Origin of the sequence: uncultured Prevotella sp. (genome assembly GCF_946407605.1) — a bacterium.
Lineage (GTDB): Bacteria > Bacteroidota > Bacteroidia > Bacteroidales > Bacteroidaceae > Prevotella.
In genome coordinates, this window is record NZ_CAMJOS010000011.1 from 37,498 (window position 1) to 51,430 (window position 13,933).

Annotated in this window: 15 protein-coding genes; 3 read left to right on the plus strand and 12 right to left on the minus strand. The window is 50.5% G+C overall.

Annotation, left to right across the window (positions count from 1 at the left end; translation table 11 throughout):
• Positions 1-6: 6 nt before the first annotated feature.
• The 6 genes from Q0R57_RS06490 to Q0R57_RS06515 form a co-directional block, all read right to left on the minus strand.
• On the minus strand, positions 7-1,278 hold the full coding sequence (locus Q0R57_RS06490) for an adenylosuccinate synthase (protein ID WP_294744935.1): 1,272 nt from the start codon (positions 1,276-1,278) through the stop codon (positions 7-9).
• A complete protein-coding gene (locus Q0R57_RS06495; protein ID WP_294744939.1) occupies positions 1,275-1,772 on the minus strand; it encodes a transcriptional repressor in 498 nt (165 codons plus the stop codon). Before Q0R57_RS06495 ends, Q0R57_RS06490 begins: the two co-directional genes overlap by 4 nt.
• 102 nt (positions 1,773-1,874) lie before the next feature.
• On the minus strand, positions 1,875-3,752 hold the full coding sequence (locus Q0R57_RS06500; RefSeq protein ID WP_294744942.1) for a tetratricopeptide repeat protein: 1,878 nt from the start codon (positions 3,750-3,752) through the stop codon (positions 1,875-1,877).
• Between the two features lie 135 nt (positions 3,753-3,887).
• Positions 3,888-4,448, minus strand: a complete 561-nt coding sequence (def, locus tag Q0R57_RS06505) for a peptide deformylase (RefSeq protein ID WP_294744944.1) — start codon at positions 4,446-4,448, stop codon at positions 3,888-3,890.
• 26 nt (positions 4,449-4,474) lie between these two features.
• Positions 4,475-4,888, minus strand: coding sequence for a Holliday junction resolvase RuvX (ruvX, locus tag Q0R57_RS06510; protein WP_294744947.1), 414 nt, complete (start codon positions 4,886-4,888; stop codon positions 4,475-4,477).
• A gap of 10 nt (positions 4,889-4,898) precedes the next feature.
• Positions 4,899-5,396: an SPOR domain-containing protein gene (locus Q0R57_RS06515; protein WP_294744951.1), complete on the minus strand. Its 498-nt coding sequence runs from the start codon at positions 5,394-5,396 to the stop codon at positions 4,899-4,901.
• Positions 5,397-5,608: 212 nt separating this feature from the next.
• Between Q0R57_RS06515 and Q0R57_RS06520 the strand changes: the two genes are divergently transcribed.
• The 3 genes from Q0R57_RS06520 to Q0R57_RS06530 are packed head-to-tail and all read left to right on the plus strand — an operon-like array spanning position 5,609 to position 6,447.
• Complete coding sequence (locus Q0R57_RS06520) at positions 5,609-5,815, plus strand: YtxH domain-containing protein (RefSeq protein ID WP_294744955.1); 207 nt, start codon at positions 5,609-5,611, stop codon at positions 5,813-5,815.
• A gap of 36 nt (positions 5,816-5,851) precedes the next feature.
• Positions 5,852-6,178 (plus strand): phage holin family protein, encoded by a 327-nt coding sequence (locus Q0R57_RS06525; protein ID WP_294744958.1) that lies wholly within the window; start codon positions 5,852-5,854, stop codon positions 6,176-6,178.
• 5 nt (positions 6,179-6,183) lie between these two features.
• Complete coding sequence (locus Q0R57_RS06530; protein WP_294744961.1) at positions 6,184-6,447, plus strand: hypothetical protein; 264 nt, start codon at positions 6,184-6,186, stop codon at positions 6,445-6,447.
• A gap of 57 nt (positions 6,448-6,504) precedes the next feature.
• Here Q0R57_RS06530 and Q0R57_RS06535 read toward each other — a convergent pair whose 3' ends face one another.
• The 6 genes from Q0R57_RS06535 to Q0R57_RS06560 all read right to left on the minus strand — a co-directional run bounded on the left by Q0R57_RS06535 (position 6,505) and on the right by Q0R57_RS06560 (position 13,856).
• On the minus strand, positions 6,505-7,056 hold the full coding sequence (locus tag Q0R57_RS06535; protein WP_294744963.1) for a hypothetical protein: 552 nt from the start codon (positions 7,054-7,056) through the stop codon (positions 6,505-6,507).
• Between the two features lie 511 nt (positions 7,057-7,567).
• Positions 7,568-8,149, minus strand: a complete 582-nt coding sequence (locus Q0R57_RS06540) for an AbgT family transporter (protein ID WP_294744967.1) — start codon at positions 8,147-8,149, stop codon at positions 7,568-7,570.
• Between the two features lie 8 nt (positions 8,150-8,157).
• Positions 8,158-8,874 (minus strand): DUF5932 domain-containing protein, encoded by a 717-nt coding sequence (locus Q0R57_RS06545; protein WP_294744970.1) that lies wholly within the window; start codon positions 8,872-8,874, stop codon positions 8,158-8,160.
• Positions 8,856-12,077, minus strand: coding sequence for a DUF5112 domain-containing protein (locus tag Q0R57_RS06550; protein ID WP_294744973.1), 3,222 nt, complete (start codon positions 12,075-12,077; stop codon positions 8,856-8,858). The genes Q0R57_RS06545 and Q0R57_RS06550 overlap by 19 nt, the downstream gene beginning before the upstream one ends.
• Before the next feature lie 39 nt (positions 12,078-12,116).
• Positions 12,117-12,785: a bifunctional 4-hydroxy-2-oxoglutarate aldolase/2-dehydro-3-deoxy-phosphogluconate aldolase gene (locus Q0R57_RS06555; RefSeq protein ID WP_294744976.1), complete on the minus strand. Its 669-nt coding sequence runs from the start codon at positions 12,783-12,785 to the stop codon at positions 12,117-12,119.
• 48 nt (positions 12,786-12,833) lie between these two features.
• A complete protein-coding gene (locus tag Q0R57_RS06560) occupies positions 12,834-13,856 on the minus strand; it encodes a sugar kinase (protein ID WP_294744979.1) in 1,023 nt (340 codons plus the stop codon).
• Positions 13,857-13,933: the final 77 nt, after the last annotated feature.

The window sequence follows — 13,933 nt, forward strand, 5'->3', positions numbered from 1 at the left end:
ACCTTTTTACTTTCTCTCAATAGTTTGTTCGCGGTCTGGACCGATAGAAATGATTTTGATGGGCGTTTCGAGCTCCTTCTCCAGGAAGGCGATATAGTCCTTGAACTGCTTGGGGAACTGGTCCTCAGAGGTGAACTTGGTCATATCGGTCTGCCAACCAGGCAGTTCCACATAGACGGGCTCGATACCCTTCTCGATATCGTAAGGGAAGTCGCGCGTCTCTACCCCATTCACCTTGTAGGCCGTGCAGGCTTTGATGGTGGGGAAATCATCGAGCACATCACTCTTCATCATGATGAGCTGAGTGACGCCATTTACCATGATTGAATAGCGCAGAGCAACGAGATCGATCCAGCCGCAGCGACGCTCACGACCTGTGACGGCACCATACTCGTGACCCAGGTCGCGAATCTTCTTGCCTGTCTCGTCGAACAGCTCGGTGGGGAAAGGACCAGCACCAACGCGAGTGCAGTAGGCCTTCATGATGCCATAGACTTCACCAATCTTGTTGGGACCGATACCCAGACCTGTGCAGGCGCCAGCGCAGATGGTGTTCGAAGAGGTGACGAAGGGATATGAGCCAAAATCGACGTCGAGCATTGTGCCCTGGGCACCCTCGCACAGCACGCTCTTACCTTCGCGCAGCAGTCCGTTGATCTCGTGCTCGCTATCGACGATGGGGAACTGACGCAGATACTCCACGCCCTCGAGCCATTTCTTCTCGACCTCGGTGATGTCGTAGTCAAAGTTCAGAGACTTCAGGATAGCCTCATGGCGGGCCTTGGCAGCAGCATATTTCTCCTCAAAGTTCTCGAGGATATCGCCCACGCGCAGACCTGTGCGGCTAACCTTGTCGGTATAGGTAGGACCAATGCCTTTACCTGTGGTGCCAACCTTGTTCTTACCCTTCTGGGCCTCATAGGCAGCATCGAGCACACGGTGGGTGGGCATGATGAGATGTGCCTTCTTTGAGATATGAAGACGCTGGCGCAAAGGATGTCCGCTGGCTTCAAGAGCCTTTGCCTCGTCCATAAACAAGTCGGGAGCCAGCACCACACCATTGCCAATGATATTGACCTTGCCGCCCTGGAAGATACCAGAGGGTATGGAGCGGAGCACATACTTCTCACCATTGAACTCCAGCGTATGACCTGCATTGGGACCACCCTGGAAACGGGCTACTACATCATAGCGCGGGGTCAGCACGTCGACCACCTTGCCCTTACCTTCATCGCCCCACTGCAATCCCAGCAGGACGTCAACCTTACTCTTACTCATTGTTTTTTATCTTTTAGTTTTCTACTTTTTCGTGTGATAGCCGCCTGACAGACGGAACAAATGCCATAAATATAGAGCGAGAAACCATCCTTGCGAAAACGCTTAAGGTGGACAGAGCTGATAACCTCGGCAATCTCGGGGATAGTGACCTCGGTAACGCGATTGCACACCGTACATATCTGATGGCAATGGCCTTTACTGGCATAGCACGACTCGTATTTGGTGGTACCCTGAAAGCGATGGCGCACCACGAGGCGCAGCTCAAGAAAGAGGTTCAGTGTGTTGTATAGTGTGGCTCGTGAAACTGGAAATTTATACTCATCGGCCATCTTCTCGCCCAGCTCGTCGAGGGTGAAGTGCCCTTCGATGCTGTAGACCGCCCTTAGAATAGCATAGCGCTCGGGGGTCTTGCGATGATTGTTCATCTCCAAGTAGTTATCCAGTATGTGCTCTGCCGCCAGACGCACATCGTCCTTTTTCTCGTTCTTTTTCATAAACCGAGGGCAAAGTTACAACAATAAAATGAGATATGGAAAATTAAAAAATTAAAAAAATGAAAATTAAGAATTAAGCAAATAATTATGCATGATGATGCCTTATTTCCTGTATTTCTTAATCAGACTGTAGGCGTTGTAAAGTCCCAATTCTCCTGCTTTGCTCAAATCTTGCGTACCTTCAGCATTCTGTTTGAGAAACAGATAACAGAGTCCACGATTGAAATAAGCCTCAGCCAGTTGCGGCTCCAGGGCAATGGCGGCGTTGTAGTCGTCGATGGCACGTTTATAGTCGCCACGCAACGCCATGAGGGTACCGCGATTGCAGAGCAGCAAGGGGTGATGCGGGCTGAGTTCCAATGCGTGGTTCAGGTCGGCCTGCACGCTGGCGTTCTTCAGTTCCACATTAGTACCCTGCGACGCCTCAAACTGATTGATGCGCAGCTGGCAGGCAGCACGCTGCCACAGGGCGAGCACTGAGGTAGAGTCTTCCAGAAGATAAGTAGAGAGGTCGTCGATGGCCGAGTCGTAATCCTGAATAGCTGAATAAGCAATAGCACGAAACAACAGGGCACGCACGGCCTGACTCGTGGTCTGCGGATGGCTGATGACAGCGCTGAGCGAGTCGATATAGTTAAAGTAGTCGCTAGTGCGGTCGTCACCCAGAATCACGTGGGCATTATTGACATAGATGGTGCGTGCCTGGTGCATGTCGTTAAGACGGTCAACCATCGTATCGGTGACGCGAGGACGCTTCACTTCGCCCTCTTCCTGTTCGTAAGACAACACGAACATAGGTTGGAACTCCATCTCCACCTTATGATCCTGCACCCTACCGCGATAGTCGTTGGCGTATTCGCGCTCAGGCTCCTGACAGTCTTCCATCACCAGCTGGTTGTATTTCTCCACATCCTCATCGCTGCGCTTGCGAATCTGGTTGGGATTAAGGCGCGGTTGGGTGCCGTAGAGATGTTTGTAAAGGCGAGCCTTATAGACGGTAAACTCATCGGCCTCGGCCTGTTTCACCATACCCAGCTTACGATAACAGGCTGCACGGAACTCGAGTCCCGTCCAGAAGTTAGGATATTCCTCAATCACCTTAGAATAGTCACGAATGGCCCCTTGCAGGTCGCCAGTCTTGTCAAGCAGCACAGCACGATTGAACAGCGCCAGCATGTTGTCGGGCTCCAGCCTCAGCACAAAGTCGAAGTCGGTGATGGCGCGATTATCGTCGCCCACCTGAGCACGCAGCAGACCTCGGTTGTAATGTCCCAGGAAGTTATTCGGCTCTAAGTCAAGCGCCATATCGTAGTCGGCCATAGCGCCACGAAGATTGTTCTGATTGAAACGAGCCAAAGCGCGATTGATGTGACAACCAGCATTCTTTGGCATAAGATGGATAGCGTGGTTCAACTGCACCTCAGCACTATCCCACTCTTCTCGCGACAGACTGATGATACTGCTGGCGGCCCACGTCTGACCGTCGTAGGGGTCTATCTCCAGACTCTTCTGCAGGGCATCAACGGCCTTCACGGTGTCCTCCATCTGCATGTAGATGTCGGCCCTCATGTTATAGGCCCTCGCAAACTGGCTCCAGCGTCGCTGAATGGTGTCGAGCTCGGCCAATGCCACATCGAAGTCTTTGTTCTGGATGCGACAAAGCACACGGTTGTTCCAGAATCCGCGATTCTCAGGGTCGTATTTCAGCGCACGGGTATAGTCGTCGATGGCCTCAACGAACTTATCCTGCTGAATACGGGCAAGACCACGCAGCTCGTAGAGGCTGATGACGTAAGGATTGCGACGCAAGGCTTCTGAGCAGTCGCTCTCGGCACCTGCATAATCGTCCAAGTAATACTTGGCTACGCCGCGAAAGAACCACGGTTCATAGAGATAGGGTTTGATGGAGATAGCCTGATTGAAATACTGAATAGACAGGACGTAGTCCTCGTAATAGAGGGCAGAACGTCCAATGGTCATCAGGCGGTCGGTGTTGTATTGGGCAAAGGAAGGAAGAAAGGCAAAAAGGTAAAAAAGTAAAAGGAGCACCCCCCTCCTACCCTTCGTTACCCTATGTCCTGAAACATTCATCTTTTTGCCTTTTCCCTTTTTCTATTATCTTCTCACCGGCTTGGTACGATAGCCGCAACGATAGCGACCCAGCGTGAGCGACTTCAACTTGCCTTTGATAAGCTGGCGACGCAGAGGCGAGATGCGGTCGATAAACATCTTACCGTCGAGATGGTCGAACTCGTGCTGCATCACACGAGCCAAATAACCCTCAATCCATTCGTCGTGGGCCTCGAAGTTCTCGTCCATCCATTGCACTCTGATGCGTGTAGGACGCGTCACCTTCTCGTGAATGGCAGGCAGCGACAGGCAGCCTTCCTCTGAGGTAGAGGTATTCGTGTCGTCGTATTCCACGATATGGGCATTGATATACACCTTACGGAACTCCTTGTACTCAGGCATATCGTCTGACAGCGGGTCAAGGTCGATGACCACCAGGCGGATGTCGCGACCAATCTGAGGCGCTGCCAGTCCTATGCCTTCCGACTGGAACAGCGTCTCCCACATATCAGCAATGAGTGTCTTCAGCTCAGGATACTCAGGAGTGATGTCCTCGGCCACCTTGCGTAGCACGGGCTGTCCATATATATAAATAGGTAGAATCACTTTTAATTAGAAATTAGTAATTATGATTACTTTTTAGAACGGAGGTAGTCCTCGAGGATGATTGTGGCGGAGATTTCGTCCACCAGCGCCTTGTCCTGACGGGCCTTCCTTTTCAGGCCGGCGTCCAACATGGTCTGATGAGCCAGAACTGACGTGAAGCGCTCGTCGTAATACTCAATAGGTATCTGAGGAACAGCCTTACGCCAACGGTTGACAAACTGCTGAACACGCGCCAGATTCTCACTCGGCTCGCCATTAGGCTGACGAGGCTCACCAATCACGATGCGCTCTACAGGCTCGCGTGCTATGTAGGACTGCAGCCAATCGAAAAGCTCAGAAGTAGCGACAGTCGCCAATCCACCCGCAATAAGCTGTAGGGGATCGGTGACTGCCAAACCTGTTCGTTTTCGACCGTAGTCAATGGATAGTATCCTTGCCAACGCCGTGTGCTTATCGGGTGTAGAACAGCAACCAAGCGTCCTGATAGGTGGCACGCAGCTGGTCGCGGCTCTGAGCGGCTTCGGCCTTGGTGTCGAAGGTTGAAGCAATGACACGATACATGTTGCGCTCCTCGTTCTTCACGATCTGTGCAGCATAGCCGGCATTCTTCAGACGCTGCTGAAGGCCCTCGGCATTAGCGATGACAGAGAACGAGCCAACAACTACGCTGTAGTTCTTCAGACCAGTACCATTGACTACTGATACACGCTCCTGACGAACAGCAATGTTGTCAGAATTATCAATAACCTGAGTCTGATTAGCTGGCGTAGTAACCACAGGCGTCACAACGGGAGTCTCAGTCACCTGCTGAACAGGAGCTTCAACCTGCTGGGCTGCCTGAGCCTGAGCCTTCTCATAAGCCTTCTTGTAGGCACTCTCACTTGATTTACAACCTGTAAACGACATTGCGAGGCAAAGGCCTGCGCACAAAACGATGTACTTTTTCATAAATTGAAATTAATAAATGCTGTTTAAATTTTCGGCGAAATTACAAAATATCAGCGAAAAAGTAAAGAAACTGTCACATAAACTTTGTTAAATAGGCCAAATATCACCATTTTAACAAAAAAAATGCATCGTTTTTCTTTGTTTTCGACAATTATTCGTATATTTGCTGACTGAAACAATAACATTTATCATTCACTAAAATCAATACGACTATGAAAGGTTTAGGTTATGTAGGCGCATTCCTGGGCGGAGCCCTCGCTGGTGCAGCCATTGGTATCCTCATTGCCCCTGACAAGGGTAGCAACACACGAGAGAAGATCTCAAACACAGTAGAAGACTTCCTGAAGAAGCACAACATCAAGCTGAAGCGTAAGGATGTGGGCGATCTGGTAGAAGACCTGGAGGCTGCTGCTGACTAATCAAGATAAAGAAACATGTTGTCCAGCGACAAAAACGTGGAAACCATCTCGCAACTGATTGAGATGGTGAAGCATAATATTGAGTTACGCAAGGAATATACGAAACTCGATGTTGTGGAAAAGGTGGTACGACTGCTGAGTGCCTCGGCATTGGCTCTGCTGCTTACCGTCATCATTGCGGCCATACTGCTGTTTGCTTCAGCAGGAGCTGCAGCCTGGCTGTCGCAGTATATCGGCCTCACCCAGTCGCTGTTTGCCGTCGCAGGGGCATACCTCTTACTGTTGCTCTTGGTCTACGGCTCACGTAAGTCGTGGATTGAGCGTCCGTTGGTAAAATATCTGTCAAGACTATTGCTGAACTAAGACCTATGGCAAAGAAGAAAAGAGTAAGACCCTACCATTCGTTGGAGGAGATACAGATGCGCAAGGAGCAGCTCAGCGAAGTCATTGAGTTGGAAGACGAAGAGATCAAGAGGCTGTGGACGCAACTGATGGAGAAAGACGAGGAGGCATCGCCTGCCGAGCAGATAGGCAAGTATATTAAATATGGTATGATGGCCTACGACGGCTTCATGACCCTCAGGAAACTGAAGCGCAACTACGGCAGCTTCCTCAACATTTTCAAGAAATAAAAAGAGAGGATGTGTCTTTATTTTGACACACCCTCTTTTTTTTATCCTTTGTAAAAACTACAGAATATCCTTTAAGATTTCGTCATACGAGCCGTCGTAGGCTTTTGCGGGCAAAAGTTTCAGGGTCATGGAAGCCTCTCCATTTGGTGTGGAAAGCACGATATCGCCATCGGTGATGACACCATGCCATGTACGGCCCTGCATGTCGAAGGTAATCTCTGTGCGGTTATTGTCCACAGCCTTGGTAGTATACTCATGAGAGTCGTAGCGGCCCTCGTAATACCAGTCGCCATTATCTAATTTACTTGTCCAGAAAGTTGGCCCATAGTCTGCAGGAAACCATCTGTAATGCGAGAAGAAAATCCTGTGGTCTTTATTGCTGCCTTTGAAGGTCCATTTCTCATAGATTGAGGCATATAAGCCTTCCCATTTCGCCTCACCAAAACTTTCGCCAGAGCAATGAATCTGATAAGTATGCTGCGCCCATTGAATATCGCTGGGGGTCTTGGCTCCACCTAAGGGATCCTCCTCATCATCGCCACAGCCACTCATTACCAACGCAGAAAAAAGTAGTCCTGATAACAGACAAAATAATTTCAAGTTCTTCATATAATCTTTGTTTTAAGTTTGTTCACAAATGCGCATCATTACGATGACCCTGCAAATGTACAAACAAAAAACAACATATGCAAGAGAAAAGAAAAATTTTTCTGTTTTTGTCGTAAGTAACGGAGATAGATTTTCCTACGACTCGTAAAAATCCATGGTCACATGGTCACACCTGTGACCGTGACCACTTTATCCCTGACAAAAGTTGAATCAAGGTGTAAAGTTATCCACTTACCCATTAGAACAGGATGATTTGTCTATAGTAGAAGCAATGTCAAAATGTTGTGTTTTTTCCAATGTTTAATGGTTAATGATTAATGTATCGCTGTGCACTCAATTATTACTGCCTAACTGGAGAGTATTATCTCTCCCGTTGGGAAAAATTATTTCTCTAGTTAGGCAGTAATTTTTCTTTCTATTGACAATGAAATGGTTCGAAAACAAAGTAAAAAAGCGATAAATGATTTTGTAAAATGTTTTCGCAAATCACATAAAAAAAATTCCTTCTCTATTATAGGAACACGTAACACAGCGATTCGTAGAGATGCGTTGCCAACAGATAGAGCACGAAGAGAGGCGCACATTGGGCGAGGCCCCAGGAGAAGGCGTTGAACACATCGATGGGTTTGGTGAAGGTGCGGAAAAGGAAGCCGAAAGTGGCTGAAGCCAGCACAATAATCAGGGTGAGCAGTAACACCAGCGAACGGCTGAAGGGTGAAGGCCACAGGCGACCTGTTGACGACAGCAGCAGGCCGCTGGGCAGGAAGGCCAGCAACAGCAGTCCACACAGCAGAAGGACAAGCACCAGCAACGATGCTCGGATGGCGAAATGGCGACGATAGTTCGAGGCGCGATAGTCCACCAAGCCGCTCTTCCACAGCGTGCCGAAGGCACCTGACAGCAGCAGCAGCCAGATGAGCTGCGGCTTCAGCAGTACAGCCACATACTGGCCAAAATACCAACGAAGGCCCTCGCTGGACAGCAACGAGCGCACGCCATCGGTCTGCGTGGCTTCCAACAACCACGACAGCAACACGAGCACGCACTCGGCAGCCAGTAGCAACAGGGCTATTCGGGGTATGAATTTATTCATGCAAGACATTAGTCTTCATCGGGTTCAAGATTATCGATATCCAAGATATGAAGCTCCAAGGCACGCACCACCAAGCGGGTGGCGTTGACGCTGCGGCCATCGGGGAACAGCTTCTGTACCAGCTCGTTCTGGCGTTTCTCCAAGCTCTTCACACCAAAGGGCATGCCACGCAACTGGGTAATCTGATCCTTCGTATAGCCTAAGGCCAGATGGCGCAGGAAACGCTCGTCGTACTCGTCAATCTCGTAGTTAACCAACGCCTCCTGACGAGCCAAATCGGAACCTACGCTATGCTTGAAGCGGTCGACAATCTTCTTCAGGATGGGCTCGTTGAACACCAGCTGCTTGCCGTTCATCACAGCCATCACATCGTTGCGCGTCAGCAGCTCACCCGTCTTCAAGATGATGCCGTCGGCACCAGCGTCGAGCACATCGACCCACAGTTTCTCGTTCAATATCTCGCCTGTGAAGATGAGGATGCGAACGCTGGGGTGCATCTCTTTGGTCTGACGGCACAGCTCCACACCAACCATCGTGGAACCGCCAAGACCCAGGTCGAGCAACACCAAGTCGGGTAGCTGCTGTTTCAGGAGTCGCCAATAGGCGGTTTCGGAATCGGCCGTTCCAATGACTTCGGCCTCTGGAATATCTGTTTTGATAATGCCTAAGGTGCCCTTCAGTTCCAAGGGCACATCCTCTACAATAATTACTTTGAAGTTTTGCATACTCTGGGTAGTGTAATGATGATGTTTATGATGTTATTGGTGTCACGCTCTGCACGGATGCCGCAAGCGTGACGGTTTGTAGCCTCACCATGCTGGCGGACAATCTCGCGGCAGATGAGGAATGGAATATTATCTACATGAACAGGCATGAAGAGCTGATGAAGCGGCACATCGGCAACCTGGAACGATGGCAGCAGCACGCGGGCCGTCATATAATGGTCGTCCAACGGCTGCCATTCTACCTGGAGGGTCTTCTCGCCCGACTTCTTGCGTAGGATGTCGAAGAGATAGTCCACATAGACGGCATCGCCCAGCACCTGATGGTCGAGCATCTGGATATGCATCTTGCCATAGTCCAGCTGACGGATGGCCTGCTCGCTCAGTAAGCCATAGAGCTCGCGGTAGTAGTCTACGACCTCTGTGAGCGAGTCATTGTCGCCAGCCGTTATCAGCTGACGGATGCGACTGGGATAGTACATCGTCTCGTGCTTCAGCGTAGAGAGCGTATTGTCGAGCACGGCATTGCAGACGTGCAGCCTACCCTCCTCCATCTTCAGTCGTTGCAGCTCGTCGCCCATCATCTCGAGCTGAGCCTGCTGCTGTTGCCAAATCTTCACTCGTTTGTTGTAAAGCAGCACGTACTGCCACACCACCACCACGATGATGGCGATAAACAGGAGGACGAGCAGGATGATAGCCACCTCTTTGTTAGACTGCGACTGCTGCATGGTGCGGCAGTAGGTGTCGAGCGTGGTATCGGCTGACATCTCCTTGAACAACTGCGTGTAGATGCGGTTGTTGTAATGATACAACTGCCACTGGTGAAGCGCCAAGGCGGCCACAGCACTCTCGTTGCGCACATTCAACAGGATGGTATAGTTGATATCGACGCTGTCGTGATACCACAGGATCTCTGGTGGTGTGGCAGAAAGGTCACCAAGAGGGGTCAGCGTGTCGACAGATGCTAGACGAACACTACGATAAAAGCCGTTGAGACAACAGAGACAGGAGTCGGCATAGTCGAGCGTGCGCTGATACATACCCTCGATATTGGAATAATAGGCCGAGTCGGCATAGACGCCAGCCTGAGTGAGGAGCTGCGACGGCGTTTGGGCCTGAAGGGTTCCGACAAGCGACAAGAGCGCAACAATCAGCGTCATCACACGCTTGGGCAGGCGGAAATAGAAACGACTCCCCTCGCCCACCTTACTCTCGGCGGCTATCAGACATACAGAGAATATCTGACTGATCTTACGGTATTTCTCAATGATGCCCTTACAGTTGAGCAAGCCAAAGCCGTGCGACGTCGATGAGTTGTCCATGATGAGCTTACGGTCGAACACATGTTCCAGTTGTTCCTCAGTCATGCCGATGCCCGTATCCTTCACAGAGATCTCCACATAGTTATCAGTCGATAACACGTCGACACTCACACGACCACCTGCTGGCGTGAACTTACGGGCATTATCGGCCAACGTGTTCAACATAAACAGCGTCAGCACCTTGTCGGCCTTCACGTTGACATCGGTGGGAGGAATATCCAGTTCTATCTCCTTCAGACTGAAGCTGCGACGGCCTCGTGCCAGGATATCGAAGAGCTCCTGCAAGGGGAAGGTCTCGATATGCATGCTCAGCTCGCCCTTGCGCAACTGAATCCAATGGGTCAGGATGTCGTTCTGGGCATTGATGTCATCTGTCAGCTCGCAGACATATTTCACACGTTCCTCCTTTTCAGCAGCATCGCAGTCGTTGAGCAGCTTGATTTCATGAATCATGCGGTCTATCAGCGGCATGATGGCATTCACCAGCGAAATCTTGGCCTGCTGCTCCACATTGAGACGTTTCTCCTGCTCCATATGAAGACGAATCAGGGCAATCTGCTCTTCCAGCTCTTCACGCCGTTCGTCCAAACGTTCATCATGTTCATTGCGCAGAGTACGCTTGCGATGGATATAGAACAGCCACACTATCACCGCAAAGAGGATAAGGGCCACCACCACAGCCACCAACAGACTGTTGAGCTGGGTGAGCGACTGCTCCAGCTGCGCAGCACGAGCCTCCAGTCGCTGGTCCTGACGGGTTCGCTCTTGCAGGTCCAGGTAGATATTACGGTTATAGTCGCTTTGTGGCTTCTGGTCGATAGCAGCATAGACCACGCTGAGTTGCTCGCGGATACTGGCCACCAAATCGGGAGCCTGGAAGATGAGCGTATCGCCCAAGGCCTTTTCCAAGTTATCCAAGGCTCCCTCGTAATCGCTCAGCGACAGGCAGCACGTAGCCAACGTACGGAAGGCACCAGCCGTCTGATAGGTGTCGCCATAGGTCTGGAAGATGTCAAGCGCACCATCAGCCATCCACAGCGGCAGCAGCTCGGGTTCTACATTCTCAGGATTGATGAATTTCATGGCAGGCTGATTGTCGAAGGTCAGCTGCTCACGATATTCTGCTACACTCAGATGCTCTGCCAACGCCTCCAACGAGTTGGCCACAAAATAAGGATAGCCCTCCTGCTGTGCCAACAGGAAGCAACGCATCAGATGGTCGAACTCTATCTGGTTGATTTCTGCCTGCGTGCCCTGGGTAATGATGCCACCAGCACCTATATTATAAAGGTAGTTGAGCCACTGGGCGGTGTCGTTCTCGACATCTGACGTAATAGACTCGATGGCATCGATAGACTGACGCTCAAGACCCACATAATAATAATAGGTGGAGGTAACAATAGCCAGTTCGCTCTCAGCATAGACCAAACGCGACAGTTGACGATCTGACAGCAGATTGCGCTCTTCGTTAATGCGGTTGAGGGCCCGCTGGGCATGTTCGCGACAATCGTAGAACTCACGATTGAGCGACTGGCGCTGGCACAGACGCATCTGCTGGATATAAGCCACCAGCAACTCCAACTGGTTGTCAGTAATCTGGAATATGCTATCAAGATGATCACGGGCATCGTCATAGTGCATCGTAGCAATATCGACAAAGGCCAAATTATTCAGCGCCTCTGCCTGACCATCACGATAGCCCTGTTCTTTGGCCAAAGCAAAAGCCTGGCGCGCATAGCTAACAGTAGAATCCAGATTGCGGTAATGGGCGTTGTAAGACTGCGCATTCAGACGGTCCACTTCAGGAGACGTTCCGTCTGCACACGAAAAGAACAAAAGCAACAGGAGGCTAAGCCATGAAAACGTAAAACCATTTTTCATACCTTAACCTCCTGATGTTATTTAAGGAATCATTGTTATTCAGGCACGAGCTTTGGCAATGTAACCAAGTGCTTCGCGGCACTTATCCGTTACATACTGCCAATCGCCTGCCTTCACTTTGTCTGATGGGAACAGCTTCGAGCCCATACCCACACAGAAGACACCCGACTTGAACCATTTGGTCAGGTTCTCCTCTTCTGGAGCAACGCCGCCTGTCACCATGATCTTTGACCAAGGCATAGGAGCCTTCAGGCCTTTCACCATGTTAGGACCAACCACATCGCCAGGGAAAACCTTCGTCAGGTCGCAACCCAGCTCCTGAGCCTTACCAATCTCAGAAACCGTCATGCAGCCAGGGCAATAAGGCACCAGACGACGATTGCAGACAGGAGCAATCTCAGGATTGAACAGCGGACCAACCACGAAGTTGGCACCCAACTGCAGATAAAGGGCTGCTGTGGGAGCATCGACAACAGAGCCAATGCCCAGAGCCAACTCAGGACACTCTTTGTCGGCCCACTTCACCAGCTCGCCGAAGACCTCCTGAGCGAAGTCGCCACGATTCGTAAACTCAAACGCACGGACACCGCCCTCGTAGCAGGCCTTCACCACGTTCTTGCAAGTTTCCAAATCCTTATGATAGAAGACGGGCACCATACCAGTATCACCAATCTTCTTCATGACAGCTATCTTATCAAACTTTGCCATTTTTTCTTTTTCGTTATTACGTTATAACGTTATTACGATATTTAGATTTTAGCGCTGAACACGACCATTGGCACTACCACCAGCCAGAGCCTCTACCTCATCGGCAGACACCAGGTTGAAGTCGCCATTGATAGTGTGCTTCAGAGCAGAAGCAGCCACAGCAAACTCAAGGGCCTCGCCCTGAGTCTTCTTCGTCAGCAGACCATGAATCAGACCACCTGAGAACGAGTCGCCACCACCAACGCGGTCGATGATGGGATTGATCTCGTAGCGCTTGCTCTGGTAGAACTCCTTACCATCGTAGATAAGGGCCTTCCAACCGTTATAGGTAGCGCTGTAACTCTCGCGGAGCGTAGAGACAACATACTTGAAGCCGAACTCCTGCATCATCTGCTTGAAGATGCCCTCATAGCCAGCAGCATCGGTCTGACCGCCTTCTACGTCAGCATCGGGCTTGAAGCCGAGACAGAGCTCTGCGTCTTCCTCGTTGCCGATACAAACATCCACATATTTCATCAAAGGACGCATAATAGAGATAGCCTTCTCGCTGGTCCACAGCTTCTTGCGGAAGTTCAGGTCAACACTAATCGTGACACCATGACGCTTGGCAGCCTCACAAGCCAACTTGGTCAGCTCGGCAGCCTTGTCAGAAATAGCGGGTGTGATGCCACTCCAATGGAACCACTGGGCACCCTCCATAATAGCATCGAAATCGAAATCAGAGGGATTAGCCTCAGCGATGCTGGAGTGAGCACGGTCGTAAATAACTTTTGAAGGACGCATTGATGCACCCGTCTCTGCATAATAGAGACCTATACGGTCGCCGCCACGAGCCACAAAACGGGTATCAACACCATAACGGCGCAGCGCGTTCACGGCAATCTGGCCTATCTCATGCTTGGGCAATTTGCTTACGAAATAAGCCTCATGACCATAATTAGCCAAGCTGATAGCTACATTAGCCTCGCCGCCACCAGGAATGATGCGGAATGATTCACTCTGAATAAAACGGTCGTTGCCCTGAGGCGACAGGCGAAGCATAATCTCGCCCAAAGTTACAATTTTTGCCATTGTCTTTTGTTAATTTTTTGATAGATTTTCTGTTTCTTTCGTTTGCAGCCACAAAAATACATATTATTTCTGATATA